Here is a 26,291-nt window from a genome sequence, read left to right on the forward strand (position 1 = left end):
CATCTCCTCCAGAAAGCGATTGGATCGGAGTGCGCAAACGTTTGCGCACATATTTGCGATTGACGATGACACGGGAGGAACGATGTCTACTTCAAAACGCCAGATGAAAATGGTGGGCTTCCTGCAGGCGCAGAACTGCTCGATTGCGCCCGGCTCATGGCGGCATCCTGCCGGCGCCACCGATTTTCTGTCCGCCGAATATTTCCAGCGCATCGGACGCATCCTCGAGGACGGCAAGTTCCATCTCGCCTTTTTCGACGACCGTCTGGCCATGCCCGACATCTACGGTGACGATCACCAGGAAGCGGTCGAGAACGGTGTTCGCGTCGTCAAGATGGATCCGGTCTCGATCATCACGGCGATCGGCATGGCAACCAGCCATATCGGCCTCGGCATTACCTATTCGACCACCTATTACGAGCCCTTTCATGTGGCACGTCTGTTCGCAACGCTCGACCTGATGACCAAGGGTCGTGCTGCGTGGAACGTCGTGACCTCGCTCAACAATTCCGAGGCGGCCAACTTCGGCCGCGTCGAGCATCTTGCGCATGACCTGCGCTACGAGCGGGCCGACGAATTCCTGGACGTGGTGACAGGGCTTTGGAACAGCTGGGAGCCTGATGCGCTGATCGTCGACAAGGAGACCGGCCAGTTTGCCGATCCGAAGAAGGTCCATCGGCTCGATCACAAGGGCAAGTATTTCAGCTCGAAGGGTCCGCTGCCGGTGCCGCCGTCGGCGCAGGGGCGCCCGGTGCTGATTCAGGCAGGCCAGAGCGGCCGCGGTCGCGAGTTCGCCGGCAAGTGGGGCGATCTGATCTTTGTCGTCTACCCGACCCTTGAGGCAGGGCAGAAACAGTATGCCGCCGTGAAGCAGGAGGTCGCTGCCGCCGGTCGTAATCCCGACGAGGTTGCAATCTGCCCGGCCTGCTACGTCTGCGTCGGCGAAAGCCAGGAAATCGCCGAGGAGAAGCGCGAGTACATTCGTGCGCTCGCCAAGCCGATCGATGCTGTCGTGCTGTTGTCGGAAGCGCTCAACTTCGATTTCGCCAGCAAGCCGATGGATAGCGAATTCACCGACGAGGAGCTGAAGAAGCTGTCCTGGTCGGGCTTCAAGGAGCGCGTCATCTCCCTGAGCGGCAAACCCAATCCGACCGTGCGTGACTTCGTGCACTATTCGGGCCGCGGCACGATCGGCGAGTTTCCGATCTTCTGCGGGACGCCGACCATGGTCGCCGACCAGATGGAAGAGTGGTTCACATCAGGAGCCTGTGACGGTTTCGTGCTGGCGGCGACCCATACACCGGGCGCCTACGAGGACTTCGTCCGCTACGTGGTGCCGGAGCTCCAGCGTCGCGGCGTCTATCAGAAGGACTATGCCGGCACGACGCTGCGCGAAAACCTCGGCATCCCCATGCCGGTCCATCCCGCCCAGCGCCAGGCGGCGGAATAAGCGAGCAGTCGGAGAAGAGTGATGAAAGAATTCAGAATGCTCTCGACGAGCGGCATTCTCGGCTACGGTTATGCCGAGGAATCGCTCAAGATCGGAATGTCCTGGGAGCCCCATGTCATCGGTTGCGATGGCGGCAGTACCGATCCCGGGCCCTACTATCTCGGTGCCGGAACGTCCTTCTGTTCGCGCCTTTCGGTCAAGCGTGACCTGCGGCTGATGCTGCAGGCCAGCATCGCGGCCGGTATTCCCTGCATCATCGGCACGTCCGGTGGGGCAGGGGGCGAGCCGCATCTGCAGGATACGGCAGCACTTGTGCGGGAAATTGCGCGGGAGGAGGGGCTGTCGTTCAAGATGGCGCTGATCCATTCCGAGCAAAGCAAGGGCGACCTTGCCGGCTGGGCCGAAAAAGGCCTCACGAAACCGCTGGCAAAGATGAAGCCGCTCGACCGGCAGATGATCGACAACTCTACCCGCGTCGTCGGCATGATGGGGCCGGAGCCGTTTGCGAAGGCCCTCGACGAAGGTGCGCAGGTCATTCTTGCCGGTCGAAGCAGCGATCCGGCGCAGTGGGCGGCACCCGCCATCCGGGCCGGCATGGCTCCTGCACCGTCGTGGTATGCGGGCAAGATGCTGGAATGCGGCGCCGAGCCGACCGTGCCCAAGGAGCCGGACTGCATTTTCCTTCGCGTTCGCGACGACCATGTCGTCTGCGAGCCGCCGAACCCGATTCGGCGCTCGACGCCGTTGGCCGTCGCGAATTTCGCGCTGCATGAAAATTCGAGCCCGATCCACCACGTCGAGCCCGGTGGTCTGCTGGATACGACCGATTGCCGGTTCGAGGCGATCAGCGATCGTGCCGTCAAGATCGACGGCATGACCTGGACGCCGGCCGATCGCTACACGGTCAAGCTCGAAGGCGTCGAGATGGCCGGTTATCGGTCCATCGCGATCTGCGGCACGCGCGATCCGATCCTGATCTCGCAGATCGACGACTATCTCGCCACCCACCGCGAGAAGGTTGCCGTGAAGGCCGAATCCTTCGGCGTTCCGCGCGACGATTACCGGATGATCATCCATTGCTACGGCAAGGACGGCGTCATGGGCGGCTGGGAGCCGGTCAAGCAGATCACCAGCCACGAACTTGGCTTCGTGATCGAGGTTGTCGCCAAGACGGCGGATATCGCCAATGCGGTCATCGCAATGGCGCGCACCTCGATGCTGCATGCGGATTTTCCGGGGCGTCTGTGCAAGGAAGGCAACATGGCGTTCCCGTTCAGTCCGTCGGATATCGACATGGGCCCGATGTATCGCTTCAGCATCTTCCATACGGTCGAAGTCAGCGATCCCTGCGCCCTGTTCCCCATCGAATACGAGAAGGTGTGACATGGCCCTCATCAGAGACATCGCCCAGATCTGCAAGAGCAAGAATGCCGGTCCTTTCAACGTCACGATCGACGTCCTGTTCGAGGATCACGACCTCTACCGCCGCGTGAAGGCGACGGGAACGCTCAATGCGGCCCTCTTCTCCCGGCTCTACGGCGTCAAGGAAGAAGACGTGCTGTTTACGCCCTACGATACCGCCGCCGCGTTCAAGGCGACGTTCCCGCGAGCGATTCCCGCCGGCGATATCGGCGACACCGACGTCTACGGTGCGCAACAGCACGCACCCTTGCTGGATGTCGATATCCCGCTCGAAAACTAACCACGACCTGCGCATGGGTCTTCCGCTGGAGGCTTGAGGGAGACCCATGCGATTGCCAATAACAGCTCGGGGAGGAGCTTCATGGCCACGCAAACATCCGACATCCGCAAGGTCGCACTGGCGAGCTTTATCGGATCGACCCTGGAATGGTACGATTTCTTCATCTTCGGTACCGCCACGGCACTCGTTTTCAACAAACTGTTCTTTCCGGAATTCGACCCGGTCACAGGTATGATCGCGGCCTTCGCGACCTTCGCCATCGGGTTCATTGCCCGGCCTCTCGGAGGCATCGTGTTCGGCCATTTCGGTGACCGGATCGGCCGCAAGGCGATGCTGATCCTCAGCCTCACCATGATGGGCGGAATCACATTTCTGATTGGTCTTATCCCGACCTATGCCGTCCTCGGCGTCGGGGCGCCGATCCTGCTTACCGTGCTTCGCTTTCTGCAGGGCTTTGCGGTTGGCGGCGAATGGGGTGGAGCGACCCTGATGGTCGTCGAACACGCGCCGAACAAGACGCGCGGCTTTTTCGGCAGCTGGCCGCAGATGGGCATTCCGGCGGCCCTTCTTCTTTCGTCCGGCGTGATGGCGCTTGTCGGCGGATTGACGACGCCCGAGCAGTTCATGGCCTGGGGATGGCGCTTGCCCTTCCTGTTCAGTGGCATCCTTCTCGTCTTCGGTATCTTCCTCCGCAGACGCCTTGCGGAATCGCCAAGCTTCCAGAAGCTGAAATCCGGTGGCGAACGCCAGCGCCTGCCGATCGTGGACGTGCTGGGCAAGCATGGCAAGAAGACAGCGCTTCTGGTCGCCTGTCAGGCCGCGGAAAACACCAGTTTCTATATCGTGGCGGTGTATTCGCTGGTCTATCTGACGACGGTCGTCGGCATCGACCGGGCGACGGCGCTTAATTCGCTGATGATCGCAGCCGTCTTCTGCTTTATCGCCCAGCCCCTGTTTGCCGGACTTTCCGACCGGATCGGCCGCAAGCGTGTGTTCATGGGGGGCATGATCTTCAACGGCCTCTTCATCGTGCCGTTCTTTCTTCTCATGGATACGGCGAGCGTATTCTGGATCACCGCTGCGATGACCGTGTCCATCATCTTCGGACAGGCGACGACGCAATCCACCCAGCCCAGCCTTTTCGCCGAGCAGTATGGGGCGTCGGTCCGCTATAGCGGCGTGTCCGTCGCCTATCAGTTCGCAACCGTGCTCTGGAGCGGACCGACGCCGATGATCGCAGCCGCGCTCTGGGCCTGGTCAGGGAGCTGGATACCGCTTGCCTGCTACATCATCGCCGCCGCCTGCCTGTCGGTCGTCACGATCATTCCGTTGCGCGAGGCGGCCGGTGCCGATCTCGAGGACGAACAGAGCGGCTCGCTGCCCCAACCGGCATCACCCGCAAAGACCATTCATCACCATCAATAAGACAGGGAGCAATCACCATGTCCAACGACCCCCGCATTCTGCGTAACGCGCTTGGATCCTTCGCGACCGGCGTGACCGTCGTCACCACCCGATCCGCGGACGGGCAGGATATCGGACGCACCGCAAACAGCTTCAGCTCGGTGTCGCTCGATCCGCCGATGATCCTCTGGAGCCTTGCCAAGACATCCTCGAGCTTTGACGATTTCCGGCAGGCGGGCCATTTCGCAGTTCACATCCTGTCAGCCGAACAGAGCGACATCTCCGGTCTTTTCGCCAGCAAGAAGGAAGACAAGTTCGAGGGGCTGACCGTGGAGAGGGGAGACGGCGACATTCCGCTGCTTAAAGACTGCGCTGCCCGGTTCGAATGCCGGACCGCCCATCAGTATGAAGGCGGGGACCATATCATTTTCGTGGGCGAGATCACCGGGTTCGAGCATTCGAGCACACCGCCGCTGGTCTTCCATGGCGGGCAATACGGCCGGCTCATTCGCCACGCCGGCGAAAACACCTCGTTTGAGAAAACGGAAAGCAGTCTTTCGCCCGATGATTTCATCTACCAGATCTCGCGGGTCTTCTACCAGATCCGCAACGACGCGGTGGTCGAACGCCGGCGGCGCGGATGGAGCGGCGCGGACTATGCCGTGCTGACGCTGCTCGGCCATGAGGATGGCAGGACACTCGACACCATCAGCGAGATCGGTCGCTCGCGCGGAGACGAGATTACCGACGAGACGATGGCAAAGCTCGAGGCCGAAGGGTTGATCGAGATCGACGGGACAGCCCCACGGCGTGCGCATCTGACGGGCGCGGGACGCAAGGCGATGATGGAGATCGTCGCCATGCTGAAGGCTGCCGAAGCCGACTGCCTTGCGCTTCTCGACGAAAACGAGGTCTGGGTGCTGAAACAGCTGCTGAACCGGCTTGCGACATCGACTGATTCCGGTTGGCCGCCGGTCCGGCAACAGGCAGCTGTCGCGAGCGCGTGAGCAGGCCCGAACTTCGGAGAATTTCATGACCCGTTTTGCCATTGGAGACATCACCGTTTCGGCCATCTGGGAGCTGGAAGATACATCGTTCCGGATGAAGACGTTCTTCCCTCTCGTTACGGACGAGATCCTCGAGCGCGAGCGTTCCTGGCTTGCACCGGCTTTCTACGATGCCGATAGCGATCGGATCAGGCTCAGCATCCATGCCTGGCTGGTCGACACCGGCCGGCACAAGATCCTGATCGATACCTGCGTCGGCAACGACAAGGAACGGCACGCTCGCACCCAGTGGTCCAACCTTTCGACCCCGTTTCTCGAGCGTCTTCGCGCAACAGGCGTTGAGCCCGAGGACATCGATTATGTCTGTTGCACCCATCTCCACGCCGATCATGTCGGCTGGAACACAAGGCTGATCGACGGACGCTGGGTTCCGACCTTCCCGAATGCCAAATACATCTTTGGCCGCACAGAGTACGATTACTGGGCCGAGAAATACGGCTCCGATCCCGGCGGCCATCATCTTGCAGCCTATAGCGACAGCGTTCTGCCCGTCGTGGAGACCGGTCAGGTCGTGCTGGTCGACGATGGGTATGAACTGGATGGCTGCCTCACGTTCAAACCGGCGCCGGGCCACACGCCTGGCCATGTCGCGATATGGCTGCATTCCAATGGCCGCGAATGCGTGTTTTCAGGCGATATCATCCATCACCCGATCCAGCTCAAATATCCGCAACTGAGTTGCATGGGCTGCGAAAATCAGGCCCAGTCCGCGCTTACGCGGGCAGCATTGCTGGGCGATATCGCCGATACAGAGACTATGCTGATGACGGGGCATTTCCTGGTGCCACACGCCACGCAGATCGAAACCGACGGCGGAAGTTTTCGCATGCGGTGCAGACAATGCTAGTTTTCACACGCCGCATTCCAGATTCCAGAGAGGTATGACATGAAGATCCGAGCCGCAACGCTTCGCCAGACAGGCGCGAGCATGCCTTATGCAAAGAGCAAGCCGCTTGAAATCGCCGAGCTGGATCTCGATCCGCCGGGGCAGGGAGAGGTGCTTGTGCGCATTCGTGCCGCAGGGCTCTGCCACTCGGATCTCTCGGTGATCAACGGAAGCCGGCCGCGACCGCTGCCGATGGCAATCGGTCACGAGGCCGCGGGCGAAGTGGTGGAGCTGGGTGAAGGTGTCGACGATCTCGAGGTCGGCGATCACGTCGTGCTTGCCTTCGTGCCAAGCTGCGGCCACTGCCTTCCCTGTGCGGAAGGAAGACCGGCGCTCTGCGAACCGGGCGCTGCAGCAAACGGCAAGGGCACACTACTGACAGGCAGCATTCGGCTGAAATCGCATGGCGAGCCGGTCCATCATCACATCGGTTGCTCGGCTTTTGCCGAACACGCGGTCGTGTCGCGCCGCTCGATCGTCAAGATCGACAAGGACCTGCCGTTCAACGAAGCAGCGCTCTTCGGCTGCGCGGTCCTGACCGGCGTCGGCGCGGTGGTGAATACGGCGAAGGTCCAGGCAGGCCAGACCACGGTGATCATCGGCCTCGGCGGGGTCGGGCTTGCCGCTCTGCTGGGAGCTATTTCGGCGGGTGCGGCGCAAGTCATCGCCGTCGACCTCTCGGATGACAAGCTGAGCATCGCCCGCGATCTGGGCGCGACGGCGACTGTCAATGCACGCGATGCGGACGCGGTCGACAAGGTTCGGCAGCTCACCAATGGCGGCGCTGATTTTGCTTTCGAGTTTGCCGGTTCCGAAAAGGCGCTGGAGAGCGCCTACAGGATGACACGGCGCGGCGGGACGACGGTGACGGCCGGACTGCCGGCACCCACCGCGACGCTTCCCCTCAACATCGTCAGTCTTGTCGCCGAGGAGCGAACGCTGAAGGGCAGCTATATCGGCACCTGCGTCCCCGTCCGCGACATTCCGCGCTACGTTGCTCTCTACAAGTCCGGGCGCCTGCCGGTGAACAAGCTTCTCAGCGGCGAGATCCCGCTCGACGAGATCAACGAAGGTTTCGACCGCTTGCACCGAGGCGAAGTGATCCGGCTGGTTGTTCAAATGTGACGGCGGGCTTGAGCGGTAGAGACGATCACCTGCTTGTTTGTAACAATTGGAGCACGAGAACCGAGAGAAGGTTCTCGTCTGACATGACAAGAACTACGCCAGGATTTCGGATGTCATAGGCATCCCACAATATCCTGTGGTGAAATTAGGAAGGGCTGATCCCAGCCTGGTCCTTCAGTAAGATTCGTGCCGCGGATCTCTGTGTAATCCAGCTTTCGGTTCTGCGCGATCAGGTAGAAAAAGGTGTCTGGAAAAGTCGCAGGTGCAAGATTGATCACCTTTGCACCCGGAGCGCAAAACATTATGTTCGTTAAGCCGGCTCCCATTACCCCGACGACATGACTGGCCCTGGCAAACGTCGTTGCCTGCTCTTCCAAAGACATGCCACCAGGATGGACAACTTCGAAGCCGACTGCCATCAAAGAAGCGATCACTTCGTCTTCGTTGGCAAGATCACGGGGCGCGCCGCGACGGCTAACAAAAATCTTCTTGGGATCTGCTCTGCCTGTAATCAGCTTGTCTGTCTTTGCAAAGACGAGGGGCGACATATACACGCCGTGCGCGGTTAGTCCTTCCACAAAGAGCAACTGCTTGAAAAAGATGACCTCATCATCCGAATGTTCGATCAAACCGTAAGAACCATTCGACGATAGCCGCAAAGCGGTTTTCATCACCGCTTCCATGGCACCTGAACGCCTCGGTATCACGCAGTCGTCGATTCTACACAGGTCTTCTGTTGCCCATAGCTTTGGAAGCAGCTCTATCATCCAGTGACCGTAGTTTGAGTCACCGCGTTTGCGAAGAAGAACGCAGGAACCCCATTCCGTGCGGGGATCCGCGGCATCAAGAACCCGGCGGTGCGCCTCGGCTATCCCTGCCGGCTCGTACTGAGTCACGCTCTCCGAAATCAAGTTTTTGTTGCGGTCAAACAAAAGACCTTCGCCGGTAAGATAGACATCAAACAGTCGAACAACATGAAGCGGATGCGGTTCAAAGGTCCGCGTTGTCCATGCCGGCAGCATGGCGTTATGCGGGCCTTCCGGAATGAGATCCTTATGCAGGACCTTCGGGGGCGGTGCATCGAACCCAGGGGATGTTGAGTTTAGAATGATCTCACGATGGAGATCGTGAATGGATACGCGCTGCATCTACCGCCTTCAAGGAATGGCATATGATCATCTGCTCTAAGGAGCGTGTTACACCTAGTCAATCGCTCTAGCTGTATATCATTGCATCCGTGCTTTGATGGGGCAAACGGTCGGACCGTAAGGCTGGGAAATAATATGAAACAGCTTGATGATCCCAATGAGCCTATGGCAATGGTGAGGCCTATGTCACTCGGAGATCGCGTTCGTGCTTGAAGACTTTAGAATAGCCGTGTTCATCACGTTTGCATTCCGCCGCGAGCGTCTGCATTATCTTTTTCAGGTCTTGCGGTCCCTGGGCGAGTTTCCTGTAACGCGCATGGATGTTATCGTATTTACGAACACCGTAGACACAGATGCCATCGAGAGCATCCAAGCGTTCCGAGCAAACACCTTTGACGAGCTGAAGTCTCTCCAAATTGTAAGTGTTGATGATCTCGAGCACCCTTTCGATCTGACATGGGCTCACAAGCCTTACCTTAAGCAGTGTCTTCGTGATCAGCAGAAGGATTTCACACACTTTATCTACATGGAGGATGACCTTCGGTTTACGTACTCAAATTTCCAATATTTCGTCTGCAGCGAGCAAGAGTTAAGGCAGCACGGTCTAATCCCTAGCTTCGTTCGATTTGAATACAACCAAAGCCGCGCTACCATCTGCTTGAGTGACCACATGCACCCTCAGCGAATGGCTGGGAAGAAACATGTCGATCTCCACGGCGTATCATTCATGAACTCTGATTACCCATACATCGCTATGTTTGTCATGACGAGATCCCATGCTGAAGAGCACTTGTCGAATCCGTCCTTTGACAAAGAGGGAAGCGCTGGCTCTCACGGATGGTGGATAGCCGAGCGCGCCGCAATGGGGATTACGTGGGATAACGTACCGACAGGATATACATCTCGGTACGTTGTTGGCTTTAGAGATAACCTACCTGTTCCGCAGGCTTACATCCATCATATGCCTGACAACTACACGAACGACTATTCGGAGCAGCGTAAGATGTTGGCGAAGCTGACCCCCGGAGAAGCGTTTCAAAGGTGATGCTTTTCTGCTTCATCTAAGAACCCGGTAACGTCTTCGGAGAGGATCCGCGGGATGAAGTGGTTGACCTTATCATCTGGCCAGTCCCACCACTTGAGTTTAAGGAATCGCGTCACGATCTCGTCCGAGAACCGCATTTTGATTACTCTGGCTGGGTTGCCCACTGCGATCGCGTAAGGTGGGATGTCTCTTGTCACCACACTATGGGCACCAACTACGGCACCATCACCAATTTTCACGCCGTCTCCGATGAACACCCCGTGCCCGATCCAAACGTCATTCCCGATTTCCACTCCGCCCTTGCTAATGTGGTCGTTGAGATTGTCCGGCACGTTTGGCCATAAATTTCTATATATGACGAACGGAAATATGCTTGAAAACTCTGGGCGGTGATAAGCCAGAGCGACCGCTACAGAGTGCCCTATAGCCGTGTAGCTGCCGATTTTGAGTACCTGGTGACCAGTACTGTAAACCAATGGTTGCCCGTATGTGTGCCTTCCGATCGACCACCCGAAATGGGTAATCTGCTCTTTGAATAGCTCTCGGGTCTCTTGGGGATTTATCACCGAAACCTGACGGTAAACCTCTTCGAGGCAAAGAGTGATGTGAGTGTTCGGTTCGAGGAGATGTTGCCCTTCCAAAAGGAAGCGCCCTTCGTCTGAAACTTTGTTGAAGACGACGCTAGTTTGCCCGCCTTGAGATACGAATGACAGGAACCCTTGTTCGGTTAGCGTCCAGCTCGCTTCATTGACATGGCCGTAACCAACCAGAGAGCCATCGCTTCCGAGCGTTACGTGGACCCCAGATTCGGGGTCAGCCTTGTGGAAAAACTTTAGGGTAGCTGACAATAACGCTTGTCTTGAGGGGTACACGCGGATCTCCATGACCTTGATAGCAAAGATGGTGCCGAAAGCGAAGGCGATGCGGCTGCTTCCTTTGCTGCACATCGTTCACATATAGACGCGTGCCAATGACGCGGCAACGGATCGCCGCGTGTACTGCGCGGCTCTTCCTTGTGGAATGAGCCCTGATCGTGCTCGCCGGTCCGCTTCAGGGCTTGAAGGCGCCGTTCCATATCTCGGTGGCTATGTCGACGTGCCGCTATATTTTCGTAGGACTAATCGTCCACCACAATGGGCATCGATTCCGCTGCAAGTCTAGCTTTTGGCATTCGCTCGAGGGTATCGTGAGCGAAGCATTCGATGGACGTTGATCGTCTTCGCCGCCCAAAGTAGCGCGGCGAACGTCGCCCAGGCACTTGCACGCCGACCTTCGCAAGCGAAAGGACGGTTCTTTCCCCCCAAATCGTCTAAGGCCCGTTCGAACGCTCAACAATTTCGGAGCCGAGCTCAAGCGACCGTCGGCCAGGACGTTCTAAGGCGGAGCGAGGTGTGGTGCCCTAACGGATCTGCTTGACAAGGTTCAACCCGCGGGAGACCATGGGGCAAAGTAGGCTCGTAAGGTCAACGACCTGATTGACGACCGCAGCCGATCTATGCTTGCGGGCTGCGCCACATACGTACCGATCTTCCGACGGGCCGCAAGGCGGCTTTTCGGTTTCAAGGACGCACGACGGCACGTATTGGAAAGCCGCTTCTGCCTGGTCAGCAGCCCCATCTAACGCCGCATTTTTCGCGACAAAGGATCGCCTGTGAGGATCACTTTCGGTGATTGGCATCGACAACTAGGGCTGGCACCCCAGTCGTCGCTTTGGCAATACGGTAGATGCCCTAATCGTGCCCTGTCGGGACGTCGTCATTCGGACGGATCTAGAAGTCTCCATAGCTCATCGATGTCGAGCTCTGCGATGTCGCTCGATAATTTGTTCGGCGCGTTGATCAATCTCGGTTCAAGCCGAACGCTCCACGGGAGCTCGGCGGCTCGCTCGCCTTGCGCTCCCAAATCAAAAACCATAACCGGTAGTTTGAGTGCGATCGGTATTGAAAGCGTATAGCAGTAAGTCTCCGGCCAGACGCTCGAGATGAACACGAGGTCGGGTTGCATTTCCTTCAGATGCTCGATCACCTCGTCCTCGGATGAATAGGCGCCGGTCACATTGACGCCGGCAGCCTTCATTGCCGCATCCTGGTCGGAATAACCAATGATGGAATATTCGATGTCAAGCTCGTGCGATACCGCGTGACGGGCCAACGCTAAAATCACGTCGCTGCCTTTGTGCGGACCGATCGCGCCAATACTGGCGACACGGATTTTACCGTCTTTCAAACGGCGGACAGCCCGCTCGTCTGTTCGAAACGGCTCCTCGTGGGGAATAACTTCGGCTGTGAAGTCCGAATAGAAATTCTCGAACACGCGTCGTGTGGCGGCGCTTGGGAACTCCACGGCGTCGGCCTTTGACAGGAATCGGCTATAGGTCGCGCGCCGTTCCGCGATACTGCTCATGTCAGCAGGCCCGTGTTCGATCATCCGCGACCAAGACTCGATTTCCTGCCAGTCGGGCAGACCCCGGTAGATATTATCCGGCCGCGTCAGATGATAGAACCGGCTTACCGCCGAGTAGTCATGAGCTACATATCGGTATGGGATTTCGGCGTTCGATATAAACTCGAGAAGCGCTTTCTGATGAACCCACTCCAGGCCGGCAAAGCTATTAATGTGCAGCAATGTTGGCTTGAGATCGCGTATCAGGCTGCCAAACAACTCAAAATCTAGCCGCAGATCGAGAGAGGAGAGATTAGGGGCAAAAATGTAAGGATTGTCTGACGTTTCGATTGAGACAAACGACCGATCTCTCACGCTTATCGTAAGATGAGGCTTCCCCTGCCGATCGAGTTCTGCGCGTTTCGTGTCGAGGTACGTCTCGATACCGCCTCCCCAAGCGTGTGTGATAAAGATAACAGGTGCATGAATAGCGCGAACGAGGCGACGGACATCAAGCCGCATCCGGCTGTAGCGCGTCGGGTCAGCATTCACATGGCGACGGGTCATCAACGTATAATTGGGGTGCTTGATGTCCAGCGCCTTCTGGCCGGCGTTAAAGTTTGCATCCTTGCTGGCCGAGAATGAGACCGAGCCGACATGGAAGACAAAAATATCGGTGGCGATAACGTTCTTGTAGCCCGCTTCAAGAGCGCGCATGCAAAAGTCGTTTTCTTCGCCATATCCCAGTTTGAAAGCGACGGGATCGAGAGCCCCGATTTCGTCGATAACCGCGCGCTTCATAAAGAAGCAAAAGCCTACGCCGGTTGGCGTCTCGACATTCAGCCCTGGATTGGTTTCCGCAGCCAACACATCCAGTTCCTCAGGTCCCAATTCCAATGCACGGAAATTATCCGCATCATTCACCGGATAGCTGCAGATCGTAGCGTTATTTGAAAGCGGTGTGACGGTTGCGATCAATGGGTCTTTTTCCACATGCGCTTTCATGCGGGTGAACCAACCAACCGGTACGAAAGCGTCGGAATTCAGCAGAACGATGTCTTTATCACGACTAAACTCCAAGATGCCGCGATTACAAGTCTGCACAAAGCCCAGATTAGTGGGGTTGACGTGATAGTCAAACAGACCCAGGCTCGCCAGCCGTTCCAGTTCGGCGTTCAATGCTTTGTCGGGGCCGCAGTCATTGATCACCAGAAGACTGTAGCTCTCACCCGCCCGACCGGCAACGGCGTTATATATGGACCTCAGCGTCTCGTCGTGCCCCTTATAGACCGGGAGAATAACGACCGCTTCGGTCTCCGCATCTTTACGCGCTGGCTGCAGACCGTCCCAAGCTTCCTTTTCGGGAGCCGTAGGCGTCAGCCATGATTGAGTTCCGCTCGGGTTTGTAAGTAAAGAAAGATTTCGACCGACTTTCCAATAGTGTACCAGTGGATTTTGGCCAGCTTTCAGTCGCTTGCGGTACTTTAAACGGTAAAACTGGGGGTCAAAAAACGCAGATGGGGCACGGTTCTCTTTCCAACCGTAAAGCATGTAGTGAAGCTTCGGATCGATGTCGCTCTGGCGTAAATCGCTGTTAGCCTTGATATAGTAAGCCCTATCGAACATCACGTTTACAGCGGCGTAAAAATCCGCAAACTCGTCTTTGATGCCTATAAAGCCTGCAAGCTCACGAGCCGCAGCGCCATCAGGTTTCAATTCAAAGGCTTTGACATACGCATCAAATGCTGCGTGATTTTCGCCTTTGCTCCGAAGAGTGACGCCGAGAAAAAAGTACGCATCGTCGCTGGAAGGCGCAAGCTTTACTGCCTTCTCATAAGCATCCTGCGCGGCATCGGTATCGCCGGACTCTCGATAGGAATGACCGAGTTGGACCCAGGTGGCCGTTAGACCAGGATTAATCTCTAGCGCTTTCCTGTAGTGCCTGATCGCAAATGCCCAGTCTTTACGGGAGTTCGCTAGGTCACCTTGCGAAACATGAAACGTACAGCGACTGCCTGCATTTTTGTCTTTGACTATAGTATTGTACAGACTTCTCAGCATCAGCCGGCCTTTTGGAAATCAAAACTTATTGTTCGTTCACGATTCGCCAGCAGCGACCGCAAGTAGATATTTGCCGTATTCGCTTTTGCCGAGCTTCCTTCCAAGCGCTTCCAGTTCACTCGCGCCTATGAAGCCCGAGCGGTAAGCAATCTCCTCGGGGCAGTTGATTTTGATGCCTTGTCGCTTCTGCAGAGTACCGACAAACTCTCCTGCCTCGGAAAGGCTATCGGGCGTTCCCGTATCGAGCCAAGCGTAACCCCGTCCCATCTGCTCAACGCTCAGATTACCGCGGTCGAGATATACACGGTTGACGTCGGTAATTTCCAATTCTCCACGTGCCGAAGGCTTCAGGTCGGCTGCAATATTCACGACGTCCTTATCGTAGAAGTACAGTCCCGTAACCGCCCAATTCGAGCGCGGCGCTTGGGGCTTCTCCTCGATCGAGATTGCCTTCATTGCCTTGTCAAATTCCACAACGCCATAACGTTCCGGGTCCTGAACATGATAGGCAAAGACGGTCGCACCCTCGGCGCGTGTTGCCGCATTCTTAAACAAATCGGTAATGCCATGGCCATAGAAGATGTTATCACCAAGAATGAGGCACGATGGATCGGAACCGACGAAGTCGGCTCCAATGATATAGGCTTGAGCCAGTCCATCTGGCGAAGGCTGTTCTGCATAGGACAGCGAAATGCCCCAAGCAGAACCATCACCAAGGAGGCGCTGGAAATGCGGCAAATCGTGTGGGGTCGATATGATGAGAATGTCACGAATGCCCGCCAACATCAGTGTGGATAGCGGGTAGTAGATCATCGGCTTGTCGTAGACAGGCATGAGCTGCTTGGAGGTGACAAGCGTCATTGGATGCAGACGCGTTCCGCTTCCGCCGGCGAGAATGATGCCCTTCATACGGTCAGTCCCCAATATGTGTTTACGGCCTTAAGCCGAGAGAAGCCGACGAACGACTTCCAATGTTGAACTTTGCCAGTCTGGCATGGATACGCCGTGTTCTGATGCAAGCTTGCTGCAGTTAAGGCGGGAATTCTGTGGCCTTTTTGCGGGCGTTGGATATTCGGCCGTCGTGATCGGTTGGACGTTTGCCGAGGGGCCACCCATCTTGTTGGATGCCGCAAATATTTCAGACGCGAAGTCCGCCCAGCTTGCATCCCCGCTTCCGGTCATGTGGAAAACGCCACGCAGACGCGTATCGTCGGAAGCCAGGAGATTTTCACCAACCTTGAAGACTGCGTCAGCGATGTCGAGGGCGGATGTCGGGTTGCCGGTCTGATCCGCCACCACATTGAGATTATCGCGAGTCTCGGCAACGCGCAGCATCGTCCGAAGAAAATTCTTACCGTACGGGCTGTAGACCCACGCCGTCCTCAGGATGGCATGGTCGGCTCCAGAGGCCGCCAGCAGAAGCTCGCCATCGAGCTTCGAGCGACCATAGACGCCGAGCGGATTGACAGGATCGGTCTCGACATAGGCGGAAGACTTTTCGCCGTCGAACACGTAATCCGTCGACAGATGGACGACTGGAATACGAAGCGATCTCGCAACCCTTCCGATCTCGCCAACCGCCGCCGCGTTGATGGCGAACGCAGCCGCCTCATCCGTCTCGGCCTGATCCACGGCAGTATAGGCGGCAGCAGAGACGATCACGTGCGGCTTGGCGCCAAGAATTGCCGATTCAATGGTATCGAGCTGGGAAAGATCGAGTGCAGGTCGGCCCAAAGGCAGGACTTCGATATCCTGATATCGTGTCGCGCGCTCCACAAGCGAGCGAACCACCTGGCCATCCTGACCGGTGACGAGATAGCGCCGCGCCATCACTTCGCTCCGGTGGCTGCGAGTAACCCGAGGCGGCTGCCGTCGTAACCCTGGCGAAGCGGCGCCCACCACCATTCGTTCTCAAGATACCACTTGATGGTCTTTTCGATGCCGCTGTCGAAGTCTTCCTCGGCTTTCCAACCCAGTTCGGTTTCAAGCTTTGTTGCATCGATAGCGTAGCGCGCATCGTGGCCCGGCCGATCCGTCACGTAAGAGATAAGGCTTTCATGCGTCGTCGGCTTCGGAGACAATCCGTCCATGATCGAGCAGACGCGCTTCACGACGTCAATGTTGCGGCGCTCGTTGCGTCCGCCGACATTGTAGGTTTCGCCGATACGGCCACGCTCGGCAATCAGGTCCAGCGCGCGTGCATGGTCTTCGACATAGAGCCAGTCGCGTATGTTGGCGCCGTTGCCATAAACCGGCAGCGACTTTCCTTCGAGAGCATTCAGGATGATCAGAGGAATGAGCTTTTCCGGAAAATGGTAAGGGCCGTAATTGTTCGAGCAGTTGGAGACGACAATCGGCATGCCATAGGTGCGCGCCCACGCTTTGGCCAGATGGTCGGATGCCGCCTTGGAGGCAGAATAGGGAGATGAAGGATCGTAGGGCGTCTCTTCTGTAAAGAGCCCGTCGTCTCCCAGCGAACCATAGACTTCATCGGTCGACACGTGCAGGAACCGGAAAGCATCCTTGCGGTCTGTCGGCAGACCGTTCCAGTAATGTCGGGCAGCCTCGAGCAGGGTGAACGAACCGATGACATTGGTTTCGACGAAGTCGCGGGCACCGGTGATGGAACGATCCACATGGCTTTCGGCGGCAAGATGCATAACACGATCGGGCTGGAAGCTCTCAAAAGCCTCCTGCATGGCGGCGCGATCGCAGATGTCTGCCTGTAGAAACCGATGTAGCGGATTGTTGTCGACCGTCGAGAGCGAAGCAAGATTACCTGCATAGGTCAATTTGTCGATCGTCAGGACCTCATAGCCCTTAGCACTAACGAGGTGGCGAACGACAGCCGATCCGATAAAGCCGGCGCCGCCGGTGACGATTACACGCATTCGAAGTCTCCAGACAATTAGGCTTTGTAGACGAAGGCGGCTTGGAGATGGGCAAGCTTTGGCTGGAGCTTGTCCTTTGCCGAAAGAACAGCCGCCTCAGCATCGAAAGGCCATTCGATATCGAGCTCGGGATCATTCCACAGAAGGCCACGATCGTGCTCATGGCTATAGTAGTCGGTGACCTTGTAGGAAATGATGCTGTTCGGCTCCAGTGTGCAGAAGCCGTGGGCAAAACCAGGCGGCACCCATAACTGATGGCCGTTATCTGCGGTCAATTCAGCCTTCACATGCTGACCATAAGTCGGTGAACCGACGCGAATATCGACGGCGACATCCAGGATGGCGCCAGCCACGCAGCGAACAAGCTTGCCTTGAGCGCGGGGATCCAGCTGGAAGTGCAGGCCGCGGATGGTGCCGACTTCGGCTGACAAAGACTGATTGTCTTGAACGAACTTGAAACCGCCAACATTTTGACGGAATTCGTCCTCCCGAAACGTCTCTGAAAAATAGCCCCTGTGGTCGCCGATCCTCTTCGCGACAACAAGAACCACCTCTGAAATCAACGTTTTCTGGAACAGCATTCCGCAGACCTTAGCTTGTACAATAGGTGCTCGCTCATACCAAGGCGCATTGCCGGATGCAACATCTGACAGCACTTGCGTATGAATTAATAGGCCTTGGAAACTCGAAGAGAAGACATGTACTACCATTCTTAAGCTCGACCCAAATAGGATACTGGCTCAAGCCCTTTTTATAAGCCATAGCACGTTCCGCTCGGATATTTTGTTTGAATAGCCGCGAGTTTCGTAGACACCCTCCGGTTACGTTTTCTGCTGCTTTTCGAACTCGACGGGCGACAGCATCCCGTTTTTGATATGTTTGCGCTTCGGGTTGTAGAACATCTCGATATAGTCGAACACGTCCTGCCTGGCTTCGTCTCTTGAGCGATAGACCTTCCGGCGTATCCGCTCCCGCTTCAACANATGTTTGCGCTTCGGGTTGTAGAACATCTCGATATAGTCGAACACGTCCTGCCTGGCTTCGTCTCTTGAGCGATAGACCTTCCGGCGTATCCGCTCCCGCTTCAACTGAACCGCGCCGGGTTTGCCGGAGGCTCCAACTTCTGAGAAAGTGGAGTCATCATGAGCAAGACAACGAACAAGTTTTCACCTGAAGTCCGTCAACGTGCCATTCGTATGGTGCTGGATCACGAAGCCGAGCATCCATCCCGCTGGGCTGCCGTTTCATCTATTGTGGCCAAGATCGGCTGCTCGCCAGCCACGCTGCATGAATGGGTGAAGAAGACCGAGGTCGACAGCGGTAAACGAGCAGGCCTGCCGAGCGATGTGGCCGAGAAGATGAAGGCTCTTGAGCGGGAGAACCGGGAGCTTCGTCAGGCCAACGAGATTTTGCGCAAAGCTTCTGCATATTTCGCCATGGCCCCTAACGGTGAATGCGAGCATTCACCTACCGGGTAAGAGGAAGCTCGACCGCCCCTTCAAGCGATGATCTCCTTCATCGACGAACACCGTAGCGTGTTCGGGGTCGAGCCGATCTGCAAGCTGCTGCCGATTGCCCCATCAACCTACCATGAGAATGTCGCCAAACGACTGGACGTGGATCGCCTGTCGGTCCGCGCCCGCAGCGATATCAGCCTGAAGATCGAGATCCGTCGCGTCTTCGAGCAGAACTTTCGGGTCTATGGCGTTCGTAAGGTCTGGCGGCAGTTGAAGCGTGAAGGCTTCGACGCCGCCTGCTGCACCGTTGCTCGGCTAATGAGGTCGATGAGCCTGCAAGGTGTTATTCGGGGAAAGCCGATCCGCACGACGTTCTCGGACAAGACGGCTCCAAGCCCGCTTGACCGGGTGAACCGCCAGTTTAAAGCCCCTGCGCCAAACAGGCTGTGGGTTTCGGATTTCACCTATGTCGCTACTTGGCAGGGTTTTGTCTACGTGGCCTTTGTCATCGACGTCTTTGCTCGTCGCATCGTCGGCTGGCGGGCGAGCCGGACAGCACATGCAAGCTTCGTCCTCGATGCGCTGGAGCAGGCACTTCTTGATCGGCGTCCTGCGCATGGCGGCGGCCTTGTGCATCATTCGGATCGCGGTGTTCAATACGTTTCGATCAGGTATTCCGAACGCCTGGCAGAGGCAGGCATCGAGCCGTCCGTCGGGAGTGTCGGCGATAGCTACGATAAGGCGCTCGCAGAAACGATCAACGGTCTCTACAAGGCCGAGGTCATCCATCGGCGTGACCATGGAGGAGCTTCGAGACAGTGGAATTCGCCACTCTTGAATGGGTCGACTGGTTCAACCACCGACGACTTCTCGAACCGATTGGGAATATACCGCCAGCCGTAGCCGAGGAGCGATATTACGCCATGCTGGACGAAGCAGCCATGGCCGCATAACTTAAACGAAATGGCCTCCGGCAAACCCGGCGCGGTTCAAGGGCAGGCCGACATACGCATCAACGAATCGCTTCAATTCGTTGCGTTACACGACATATGTAGGCGCGAGCTCCCCAAGAGACTTCGATCATACGCCTTAAAGAAATTATAAGACTATATCAGGCGAGCGTTCCGTTCGAACATGCCGACGAGTTACCGGACGTTACGCCGAGCGACGCGAGGGGAGAACGGCATGCACGGCCGTAACGCCGATGACGACGATGGCGCCGAGAATGATGCCCAGCAAAGCCTGAAGCGAGGATGTCGTAAGCCACCCGACCACAGCCGGAGCAACCCCGATTGTAGTCGTCATGAAATGGGATGCCCCTTCTATGACATGCTCGGGTGTTGACAGCCCGAGCCCATCCAGCCCGTGGACGACGATACTGCCGCCGACCCAGAGCATGGCCGCAGTGCCCACGGCCGCCAGGATCTGTAGAAACACCGGCACACCCTTGACCAGACTGCGGCCGATCACCCGTGCCGTACCAGATCCGGCCTTTGCCATGTGCAATCCGATGTCATCGGCCTTTACGATGAAAGCCACGACTCCATAGACGGCAACCGTTATCAGCACTCCCACGGCAGCAAGCACCATGGCCTGGGTATAGATGCTGGAATCCGCAACATCGGCAAGCGTCAGGGCCATGATCTCTGCGGATAGGATGAAGTCCGTGCGGATAGCCCCGGCGACCTTTTGTTCTTCGAGCGCGACCGGGTCAACCGGTGTCGCCGAGTCACCCACATCGTGCGCGTGAGGAGCCAGCAGACCGTAGATTTTCTCAGCCCCTTCGAAACAAAGGTACAGGCCGCCGATCATCAACAGCGGGGTGATCAGCCAGTCGGCGAAGTAGCCGAGCAGGAGGCAGATGGGCAGGAGGAAGACCAGCTTGTTGCGCATCGAGCCCAAAGCGATGCGCAAAATTATCGGAAGCTCCCGGGCCGGTGATAGCCCAACGACGTAGGTCGGGGTTACAGCCGTGTCGTCGATAACAACGCCTGCAGCCTTGACGCTTGCTTTTGCAGTCTGGGCCGCAACATCGTCCAGCGACGTAGCAGCCAGCTTCGCTATTGCAGCGATATCGTCGAGTAGTGCTATCAGGCCTGTCGCCAACGAAATGCTCCGTTAATTTCCGATTGGACACTCACAACAGATCAATAGCACGTCAAGTTCCGTCATCTCTTTTCCGAGCTTTGCTTATGGTTCAGCTGTCCCCCGTCAGGCGAGTTGTCCACGTACCACCAACTTGGCAGCAGCAGAAGTCGCTTTGACGCCAGCGCAGCTATCGCGTCTTGACGACGTCAGCGCGGTCGCCCGGGGATATCGCTGCACCGTACTCGATGACCCGCGTATTCAAGACCTTATTACAGGTAGCGAATCCGACTAGATGAGGTGAACGAGGCATAAGCTCACCCTCTTTCCGCATCCATCATGAGCGTGTCTACCTCACCGTACCCACTGCATCCCGTCGATCTGGATGTCTTGTCCCGTGAGGAAGTTCGGCTCCGATGTCGCGAGGAAGGTGACCACGCTTGCCACATCCTGTGGCGTGCCGACGCGCTTCATAGCAATGCCGGCGGCGAGTTGGGCTTCTCGGGCGTCGATCATGGCGTTCGAGCGTTCCGTCTTGATCACACCCGGGCAGATGGCGTTGACGACGATTTCGGGGGCGAGTTCCTTGGCGAGCGCCCGGGTCATGCCGAGAATACCGGCCTTGGCTGATGTATAGGCGAATTTGCTGACAGCGCTGGTCACGCCACCGGTGTGGGCGTTCATCGACGACATATTGATGATCCGGCCGCCGCCGTTGCGGCGCATAAGGGGTACGGTCGGCTGGATATAATTGAAGGCACCCTTGAGATTGATATCGATCGTCGTGTCGAACTCGTCCTCGGTGATCTCCTCGATGCCCTTCGGCATCGGCTTTCCGGCATTGTTGAACAGCACGTCGATACGGCCCCAGTTCGCATCGACCTCGGCGACGATCTCGGCGGCGCGTCGGTAGTCGCGCACGTCGGCGACGAAGGTCAGTGCCTGGCGGCCGAGATCGGCAATTTCGCCGGCGGTGCGAGCCAGATCGTCCTCGATCAGGTCGACTAGCACGATATCGAAACCGTGCTTTGCCAGATCCAGCGCGCAGGCGTGACCGATGCCGCGGCCGCCACCGGTGACGAGAGCCACTTTGCGGCTCGAGTCAGTCGTTTCAGACATGGGCGTACTCCTTGGCAAAGCGGGCGATGTCGGCATGGGTGCCGAACCATACGTCGTCATATTGCTTTATGTGCCGGATCAGCTCTTCGAGGATGAAGATGCGCGAGCGGTAACCGGAGACATGCGGATGCATGGTGAGCAGAAACAGGCCGCCTTCCTGGTAGGCGAGGTCGAACTCGCGCTTGAAGATGTCGAGTACGGCGGGCGGCGGCGTGTAGGGGCGGTGGGCGGTAAACCGGTTCATGTTGAAGTAGACGGCATCGTCGCGGATCCATTCGACGGGCAGTTCTACCATTCCCGTCGGTTCGCCGTTCTCGACCAGCTCGTAGGGATCGTCGTCGGCCATCAAGGATGAATCGTAGATCAGGCCCAGTTCGCGTTCGATCTCCAGCGTTACGTCAGAGAAATCCCAGGACGGGGTGCGCATGCCGACGGCCCGTACGCCGGTGATCTTTTCCAGCGTGTCGGCGGCGCGCAAATGCAGTTCGCGTTCCTTCTCCGGCGGGACCTTGGTGTTCACCTCGTGGATCCAGCCATGCAGGCCGATCTCGTGGCCCTCGGCGATGACTCGTTTCTGCTCGTCCGGATGAAGGAGGGCTGCAACGGCCGGCACGAAGAATGTGGCGGGCACGTCGGCAGCCTTCAGCGTTTCCAAGATGCGCGGTACACCGCGGCGATTGCCATATTGGCCCCATGACAGGCGACCGATGGATTCGCCGCCGTCGCGCAACTCGTTGGTCTCATGGTCGCTGTCGAAAGAGAGTGCGACGGCGCAGCGGGCGCCATTCTTCCAGGTCTTCGGCTTCAGCGAACGGCCGGCCCGCACCTTGTCGACCTTGCCGCGCCAGGTCGCTTCGTCCCATTCCCAGGGTTCCATATCCCGTCCTCCGTTTAAGTCATTCGGCTGCCTGCGGCAGCACCGGTACGGCCGCCAGCAGTCGCTGCGTGTAGGCATGCTGCGGATCGGCATAGATGGCGGCGGCTTCGCCCTCCTCGACGATCCGGCCCTGGTACATGATGGCGACGCGGTCGCAGAGGTGGCGCACCACCGACAGGTCGTGGCTGATGAAGACCAGCGACAGGTCGAGTTCGGCGCGAAGGCGGATCAGAAGGTTGATGATCTGCGCCTGGATCGACACGTCGAGCGAGGCGACCGGCTCGTCGCAGACGATCACGTCCGGCTGCATGGCGAGCGCTCGGGCAATGGCGATGCGTTGTCGCTGGCCGCCAGAAAACTGGTGCGGAAAGCGGTTGGAAAAGCTCGGATCGAGACCGACGGCCGCCAGCCATTGTCCGACATAAACCGCCGCCTCGGCACGGCTCACCAGACGGTGTGCGAGCGGCCCCTCGGCGATGATGTCGCCGATGCGCATGCGGCCGTTGAGCGAGGCAAACGGATCCTGGAAGATCGTCTGGATGCGGGTCGTGATCTTTTTTGGCGCGCGGCCGATGCTCATGACGGGCTGGCCGTTCAAGCGGATCGTGCCCGATGTCGGCACGGTGATGCCGGCTGCCATACGACCGAGCGTCGATTTACCGGATCCGGATTCGCCGACGAGGCCCAGAACTTCGCCACGCTTGACCGTCAGCGAGACACCGGCGACGGCGTGGACGACATTGAGCGGCTGTGACAGACCGGACTTGATCGCGAGGTTCCTGAACAACCCGGCCGGCTTTTCGAAGCGTTTCACGACATCGTCGATGACCAGATAGGGACTTCCGAGGGGCGGCAGGTTGGCGGTTGCCGATTTGCGCGGCGGTGGTGCCGCGTCTGCGATACCGCTGCCGCGCAACAGAAGTTCGCCGGGTTTGGCGCGCGAGGGCAGGGCATCGAGCAGCGCGCGCGTATAGTCGTGCTGCGGTTTCGTCAGCACGCCGAGTGCCGGGCCGATCTCGACGATGTTGCCGGATTTCATGACCGCGACGCGGTCGGCAATCGAGGAAACGATGGCAAGGTCGTGGCTGATCCAGATCAGCGCCGTGCCAAGCTCGGAGACCAGCTCCTTCATCTCGGCGAGGATTTCCGCCTGGATCGATACATCGAGCGCCGTCGTCGGTTCATCGCAGATGATCAGTTTCGGTCGGTGCAGAAGCGCTATCGCAATCGCCACGCGCTGGCGCATGCCGCCGGAAAACTGGTGCGGAAAGGAGTCCACCTTGCGTTCCGGGTCGCTGATGCGAACCTGGGCCAGCGCCTTGATCGCCCGCTCACGGGCTTCGGCGCTGCTGATGGTTTCGTGGGCTTCCAGCGCCAGCTTGATCTGTGTGCCGATGCTCAGGACCGGGTTCAGAGTCATCATCGGGTCCTGGAAGACCATCGAAATGGTCTTGCCGCGGATGGCGCGCAGCTCATGGGATGGCAGGCCCACCAGTTCGCGGCCTTCAAGTTTGATCGATCCCTCGATGATGCGGCCGGGTTCGTCGATCAGGCCGATGATGGAAAAGCCGGTGATCGATTTGCCCGAGCCGGATTCGCCGACGAGGCCCAGCACTTCTCCCGGCGCGATGGAGAAGGAAACGCCGTCGACGGCCTTGACCTCGCCGCGTCCGCTCGGGAACCAGGTCTTGAGGTTGGTGACTTCGAGAAGCGGCGTCGCCGGTGTTGTCACTGTATCGGTCATCGGCGGAGCCTCGGGTTGAGCTGGTCGCGGATCTGGTCGCCGACGAGATTGAGTGAGACGATGAAGATGATCAGCGCCAGGCCCGGATAGATCGAGATCCAGTAACGACCAGAGAGCAGATACTGGAAACCGTTGGCAATCAGCATGCCGAGCGACGGTTCGGTCGGCGGCAGGCCGACGCCCAGGAACGACAGCGTCGCTTCAAGCGAAATCGCGCTGGCGATCTGCACGGTGGCGACGACGATCAGCGGTGGTAGCGAGTTGGGCAGGATATGCCGCAGCACCACGCGCCATGGCGACAGAGGGATGGAGAGCGCCGCCTCGACATAATCCTTCTGCCGTTCGGCCGCCGCGGCACCATGGGCGGTGCGTGCGAAGTAGGCGTATTGGGCGAAGATCAGTGCGAGGATCAGCTGGTAGCGACCCTGGCCGAGGATTGCGGCGATGACGAAGGCGAGCAGAATGGCCGGGAACGAAAGCTGCAAGTCGACAATACGCATTACGAGGCTTTCGAAGCGACCGCCGATATAGGCTGCGGCACAGCCGACCACGGCGCCGATCACGAAAGCGGTTCCGCTGGCGATGATGCCCATCTGCAGCGAGATCCGCAGGCCGTAGATGATGGCCGACAGCAGGTCGCGGCCTTGCGAGTCCGTGCCGAGCCAATGGGTGTAGCCGCCGGTACCGACGTAACCGGGTGGACGCCGCGCGTCGCGCAGCACGAGATGCGCGAGGTCGTAAGGGTCCTGCGGTGTCACCAGCGGCGCAATCAGGGCTATGAACACGATGACAAACACGAACACGGCCGCGCCGGTGGCAACCTTGTTGCGGCGGAATTCATTGAGAAAACGGGAGAGTGGAGTGTCGCGCATCAGGCACGCCCCTTTCTCAAGCGCGGATCCAGCAGCGCATAGGTGAGATCGACCACGAAATTGATGACAATGAACAGGAGGGCGACGAACATCAGGTAGGCGACCATGACAGGACGATCGAGCGACGTGATGCTGTCGATGATGAGCTTGCCGAGGCCAGGCCAGGAAAAGATCGTTTCGGTGACGACGGCAAACGCAAGCGTCGAGCCGAGTTCGAGGCCAAACACCGTGACCAGCGGAATGGAGATCAGCCGGAGCACATGCCGGCTCAGCACCGTGAACTCCGAAAGCCCGGCAGCGCGGGCGAATTTCACCGTGTCGCTGAGCATCAGCTCGCGAGTGCCGGCGCGGGCAAGACGGATCATCAGCGAGAACTTGAACAGTGAGAGGTTCAACGCCGGCAAGATCATGTGGGAAAGGCCATCACCGGTCAGGAAACTGAAGTCGACGCCGAACAGGCTGGCGGTCTCGCCGCGTCCGCCGGCCGGCATGCAGCCGCATTGCACGGCAAACACCATGATCAGCATCAGGCCGAACCAGAAGGTCGGGACGGAAAAGCCGAGGATGGAAAGCGCCATGATGGCACGCGAGATGGGGCTGTGCGGCTTATAGCCGGCATACATGCCAATCGGGATGCCGACGAGGCTGGCAAACAGCACGGCCGCCAGTGTCAGTTCGAGCGTTGCCGGGAGACGGGTCAGGATCAGTTCGCTGACCGGCATGTTGTAGACGAATGAGCGGCCGAAATCACCGTGCAGGATACGCCCTACAAAGGTAAAATACTGCTGCCACAGCGGCTGGTCGAGACCGTATTGCGCGATGACGGCGGCGCGGATGTCTTGCGTTGCGTCCGGTGAGATCAGCACGTCGATCGGGTTGCCCACGGCATAGACGCCGCAGAATACCAGTGCCGACATGGCAAGGACCACGATCAGCGCCTGCCACAGCCTTTGCAGGATGAATCCAAACATTCGTT

General features: G+C 58.1%; 22 protein-coding genes, 2 pseudogenes and 1 other annotated feature. Of the genes and pseudogenes, 9 read left to right on the forward strand and 15 right to left on the reverse strand.

Annotation, left to right across the window (positions count from 1 at the left end; genetic code table 11):
• Positions 1 to 82: 82 nt before the first annotated feature.
• The 7 genes from ASG19_RS15485 to ASG19_RS15515 all read left to right on the forward strand — a co-directional run bounded on the left by ASG19_RS15485 (position 83) and on the right by ASG19_RS15515 (position 7,634).
• A complete protein-coding gene (locus tag ASG19_RS15485) occupies positions 83 to 1,450 on the forward strand; it encodes an LLM class flavin-dependent oxidoreductase (RefSeq protein WP_082476357.1) in 1,368 nt (455 codons plus the stop codon).
• Positions 1,451 to 1,471: 21 nt separating this feature from the next.
• Positions 1,472 to 2,833, forward strand: coding sequence for an acyclic terpene utilization AtuA family protein (locus ASG19_RS15490; RefSeq protein WP_200933909.1), 1,362 nt, complete (start codon positions 1,472 to 1,474; stop codon positions 2,831 to 2,833).
• Position 2,834: 1 nt separating this feature from the next.
• Positions 2,835 to 3,152 carry a DUF4387 domain-containing protein gene (locus ASG19_RS15495; RefSeq protein ID WP_062459166.1) on the forward strand — a complete coding sequence of 106 codons (318 nt, stop codon included), beginning with the start codon at positions 2,835 to 2,837 and terminating at the stop codon, positions 3,150 to 3,152.
• Between the two features lie 81 nt (positions 3,153 to 3,233).
• Positions 3,234 to 4,577, forward strand: coding sequence for an MFS transporter (locus ASG19_RS15500; protein ID WP_062459169.1), 1,344 nt, complete (start codon positions 3,234 to 3,236; stop codon positions 4,575 to 4,577).
• A 17-nt stretch (positions 4,578 to 4,594) separates the two neighbouring features.
• On the forward strand, positions 4,595 to 5,563 hold the full coding sequence (locus ASG19_RS15505; protein ID WP_062459172.1) for a flavin reductase: 969 nt from the start codon (positions 4,595 to 4,597) through the stop codon (positions 5,561 to 5,563).
• 25 nt (positions 5,564 to 5,588) lie between these two features.
• Positions 5,589 to 6,470, forward strand: a complete 882-nt coding sequence (locus ASG19_RS15510) for an MBL fold metallo-hydrolase (protein ID WP_062459175.1) — start codon at positions 5,589 to 5,591, stop codon at positions 6,468 to 6,470.
• A gap of 39 nt (positions 6,471 to 6,509) precedes the next feature.
• Complete coding sequence (locus ASG19_RS15515) at positions 6,510 to 7,634, forward strand: zinc-dependent alcohol dehydrogenase family protein (protein WP_062459179.1); 1,125 nt, start codon at positions 6,510 to 6,512, stop codon at positions 7,632 to 7,634.
• A gap of 113 nt (positions 7,635 to 7,747) precedes the next feature.
• Here ASG19_RS15515 and ASG19_RS15520 read toward each other — a convergent pair whose 3' ends face one another.
• Complete coding sequence (locus ASG19_RS15520) at positions 7,748 to 8,782, reverse strand: glycosyltransferase family 61 protein (protein WP_062459183.1); 1,035 nt, start codon at positions 8,780 to 8,782, stop codon at positions 7,748 to 7,750.
• 205 nt (positions 8,783 to 8,987) lie between these two features.
• Here ASG19_RS15520 and ASG19_RS15525 point away from each other — a divergent pair, with 205 nt between their 5' ends.
• A complete protein-coding gene (locus ASG19_RS15525; protein ID WP_062459186.1) occupies positions 8,988 to 9,827 on the forward strand; it encodes a hypothetical protein in 840 nt (279 codons plus the stop codon).
• Here the strand turns inward: ASG19_RS15525 and ASG19_RS23580 are convergent.
• The 8 genes and pseudogenes from ASG19_RS23580 to ASG19_RS24330 all read right to left on the reverse strand — a co-directional run.
• Positions 9,818 to 10,774, reverse strand: coding sequence for a CatB-related O-acetyltransferase (locus tag ASG19_RS23580; RefSeq protein ID WP_200933910.1), 957 nt, complete (start codon positions 10,772 to 10,774; stop codon positions 9,818 to 9,820). The two genes, ASG19_RS15525 and ASG19_RS23580, sit on opposite strands and share 10 nt — an antisense overlap.
• Before the next feature lie 808 nt (positions 10,775 to 11,582).
• Positions 11,583 to 14,270, reverse strand: coding sequence for a tetratricopeptide repeat protein (locus ASG19_RS15535; RefSeq protein ID WP_062459188.1), 2,688 nt, complete (start codon positions 14,268 to 14,270; stop codon positions 11,583 to 11,585).
• 36 nt (positions 14,271 to 14,306) lie between these two features.
• The gene (gene rfbA / locus ASG19_RS15540; RefSeq protein ID WP_062459190.1) at positions 14,307 to 15,179 is read right to left on the reverse strand and encodes a glucose-1-phosphate thymidylyltransferase RfbA; all 873 of its coding nucleotides are present in this window, start codon (positions 15,177 to 15,179) and stop codon (positions 14,307 to 14,309) included.
• A gap of 30 nt (positions 15,180 to 15,209) precedes the next feature.
• Entirely contained in the window at positions 15,210 to 16,100 is an 891-nt protein-coding gene (rfbD, locus tag ASG19_RS15545) for a dTDP-4-dehydrorhamnose reductase (protein ID WP_062459193.1), read from the reverse strand.
• Positions 16,100 to 17,161 (reverse strand): dTDP-glucose 4,6-dehydratase, encoded by a 1,062-nt coding sequence (rfbB, locus tag ASG19_RS15550; RefSeq protein WP_062459197.1) that lies wholly within the window; start codon positions 17,159 to 17,161, stop codon positions 16,100 to 16,102. The genes rfbD and rfbB overlap by 1 nt, the downstream gene beginning before the upstream one ends.
• Before the next feature lie 17 nt (positions 17,162 to 17,178).
• Positions 17,179 to 17,742, reverse strand: a complete 564-nt coding sequence (rfbC, locus tag ASG19_RS15555) for a dTDP-4-dehydrorhamnose 3,5-epimerase (RefSeq protein ID WP_062459200.1) — start codon at positions 17,740 to 17,742, stop codon at positions 17,179 to 17,181.
• Positions 17,743 to 17,982: 240 nt separating this feature from the next.
• Positions 17,983 to 18,143 (reverse strand): IS3 family transposase (locus ASG19_RS24325; RefSeq protein ID WP_210168449.1); only part of this gene is annotated, 161 nt, incomplete at its 5' end.
• Position 18,144: 1 nt separating this feature from the next.
• Positions 18,145 to 18,249 (reverse strand): annotated as a pseudogene (locus ASG19_RS24330) (IS3 family transposase); the annotation flags it as partial.
• A 54-nt stretch (positions 18,250 to 18,303) separates the two neighbouring features.
• Between ASG19_RS24330 and ASG19_RS15570 the strand changes: the two are divergent.
• Positions 18,304 to 19,571 (forward strand): annotated as a pseudogene (locus ASG19_RS15570) (IS3 family transposase).
• Positions 18,585 to 18,741 (forward strand) — a sequence feature (AL1L pseudoknot). Its footprint overlaps the pseudogene before it by 157 nt.
• Before the next feature lie 202 nt (positions 19,572 to 19,773).
• Here ASG19_RS15570 and ASG19_RS15575 read toward each other — a convergent pair.
• From ASG19_RS15575 to ASG19_RS15600, 6 genes are all read right to left on the reverse strand, one after another.
• Complete coding sequence (locus tag ASG19_RS15575; protein WP_062459209.1) at positions 19,774 to 20,724, reverse strand: DUF808 domain-containing protein; 951 nt, start codon at positions 20,722 to 20,724, stop codon at positions 19,774 to 19,776.
• Between the two features lie 333 nt (positions 20,725 to 21,057).
• Positions 21,058 to 21,822, reverse strand: a complete 765-nt coding sequence (locus tag ASG19_RS15580) for an SDR family NAD(P)-dependent oxidoreductase (RefSeq protein ID WP_062459212.1) — start codon at positions 21,820 to 21,822, stop codon at positions 21,058 to 21,060.
• Positions 21,815 to 22,699, reverse strand: a complete 885-nt coding sequence (locus ASG19_RS15585; RefSeq protein ID WP_062459215.1) for a polysaccharide deacetylase — start codon at positions 22,697 to 22,699, stop codon at positions 21,815 to 21,817. Before ASG19_RS15585 ends, ASG19_RS15580 begins: the two co-directional genes overlap by 8 nt.
• 19 nt (positions 22,700 to 22,718) lie before the next feature.
• Positions 22,719 to 24,443 (reverse strand): ABC transporter ATP-binding protein, encoded by a 1,725-nt coding sequence (locus ASG19_RS15590; RefSeq protein WP_062459218.1) that lies wholly within the window; start codon positions 24,441 to 24,443, stop codon positions 22,719 to 22,721.
• Positions 24,440 to 25,315 (reverse strand): ABC transporter permease, encoded by an 876-nt coding sequence (locus ASG19_RS15595; RefSeq protein ID WP_062459221.1) that lies wholly within the window; start codon positions 25,313 to 25,315, stop codon positions 24,440 to 24,442. The genes ASG19_RS15590 and ASG19_RS15595 overlap by 4 nt, the downstream gene beginning before the upstream one ends.
• Positions 25,315 to 26,286, reverse strand: coding sequence for an ABC transporter permease (locus tag ASG19_RS15600; RefSeq protein ID WP_062459224.1), 972 nt, complete (start codon positions 26,284 to 26,286; stop codon positions 25,315 to 25,317). The genes ASG19_RS15595 and ASG19_RS15600 overlap by 1 nt, the downstream gene beginning before the upstream one ends.
• Positions 26,287 to 26,291 lie beyond the last annotated feature (5 nt).

The organism is Rhizobium sp. Leaf306 (genome assembly GCF_001423425.1).
GTDB lineage: Bacteria > Pseudomonadota > Alphaproteobacteria > Rhizobiales > Rhizobiaceae > Neorhizobium > Neorhizobium soli.

What these genes read in the sequence shown, in the direction of transcription:
- ASG19_RS15485 (WP_082476357.1), top strand. Translation starts at nt 83, where the DNA reads ATGTCTACTTCAAAACGCCAGATGAAAATGGTGGGCTTCCTGCAGGCG.
- ASG19_RS15490 (WP_200933909.1), top strand. Translation starts at nt 1,472, where the DNA reads ATGAAAGAATTCAGAATGCTCTCGACGAGCGGCATTCTCGGCTACGGT.
- ASG19_RS15495 (WP_062459166.1), top strand. Translation starts at nt 2,835, where the DNA reads ATGGCCCTCATCAGAGACATCGCCCAGATCTGCAAGAGCAAGAATGCC.
- ASG19_RS15500 (WP_062459169.1), top strand. Translation starts at nt 3,234, where the DNA reads ATGGCCACGCAAACATCCGACATCCGCAAGGTCGCACTGGCGAGCTTT.
- ASG19_RS15505 (WP_062459172.1), top strand. Translation starts at nt 4,595, where the DNA reads ATGTCCAACGACCCCCGCATTCTGCGTAACGCGCTTGGATCCTTCGCG.
- ASG19_RS15510 (WP_062459175.1), top strand. Translation starts at nt 5,589, where the DNA reads ATGACCCGTTTTGCCATTGGAGACATCACCGTTTCGGCCATCTGGGAG.
- ASG19_RS15515 (WP_062459179.1), top strand. Translation starts at nt 6,510, where the DNA reads ATGAAGATCCGAGCCGCAACGCTTCGCCAGACAGGCGCGAGCATGCCT.
- ASG19_RS15520 (WP_062459183.1), bottom strand. Translation starts at nt 8,782, where the DNA reads ATGCAGCGCGTATCCATTCACGATCTCCATCGTGAGATCATTCTAAAC.
- ASG19_RS23580 (WP_200933910.1), bottom strand. Translation starts at nt 10,774, where the DNA reads ATGTGCAGCAAAGGAAGCAGCCGCATCGCCTTCGCTTTCGGCACCATC.
- ASG19_RS15535 (WP_062459188.1), bottom strand. Translation starts at nt 14,270, where the DNA reads ATGCTGAGAAGTCTGTACAATACTATAGTCAAAGACAAAAATGCAGGC.
- rfbA (WP_062459190.1), bottom strand. Translation starts at nt 15,179, where the DNA reads ATGAAGGGCATCATTCTCGCCGGCGGAAGCGGAACGCGTCTGCATCCA.
- rfbD (WP_062459193.1), bottom strand. Translation starts at nt 16,100, where the DNA reads ATGGCGCGGCGCTATCTCGTCACCGGTCAGGATGGCCAGGTGGTTCGC.
- rfbB (WP_062459197.1), bottom strand. Translation starts at nt 17,161, where the DNA reads ATGCGTGTAATCGTCACCGGCGGCGCCGGCTTTATCGGATCGGCTGTC.
- rfbC (WP_062459200.1), bottom strand. Translation starts at nt 17,742, where the DNA reads ATGCTGTTCCAGAAAACGTTGATTTCAGAGGTGGTTCTTGTTGTCGCG.
- ASG19_RS15580 (WP_062459212.1), bottom strand. Translation starts at nt 21,822, where the DNA reads ATGTCTGAAACGACTGACTCGAGCCGCAAAGTGGCTCTCGTCACCGGT.
- ASG19_RS15585 (WP_062459215.1), bottom strand. Translation starts at nt 22,699, where the DNA reads ATGGAACCCTGGGAATGGGACGAAGCGACCTGGCGCGGCAAGGTCGAC.
- ASG19_RS15590 (WP_062459218.1), bottom strand. Translation starts at nt 24,443, where the DNA reads ATGACCGATACAGTGACAACACCGGCGACGCCGCTTCTCGAAGTCACC.
- ASG19_RS15595 (WP_062459221.1), bottom strand. Translation starts at nt 25,315, where the DNA reads ATGCGCGACACTCCACTCTCCCGTTTTCTCAATGAATTCCGCCGCAAC.
- ASG19_RS15600 (WP_062459224.1), bottom strand. Translation starts at nt 26,286, where the DNA reads ATGTTTGGATTCATCCTGCAAAGGCTGTGGCAGGCGCTGATCGTGGTC.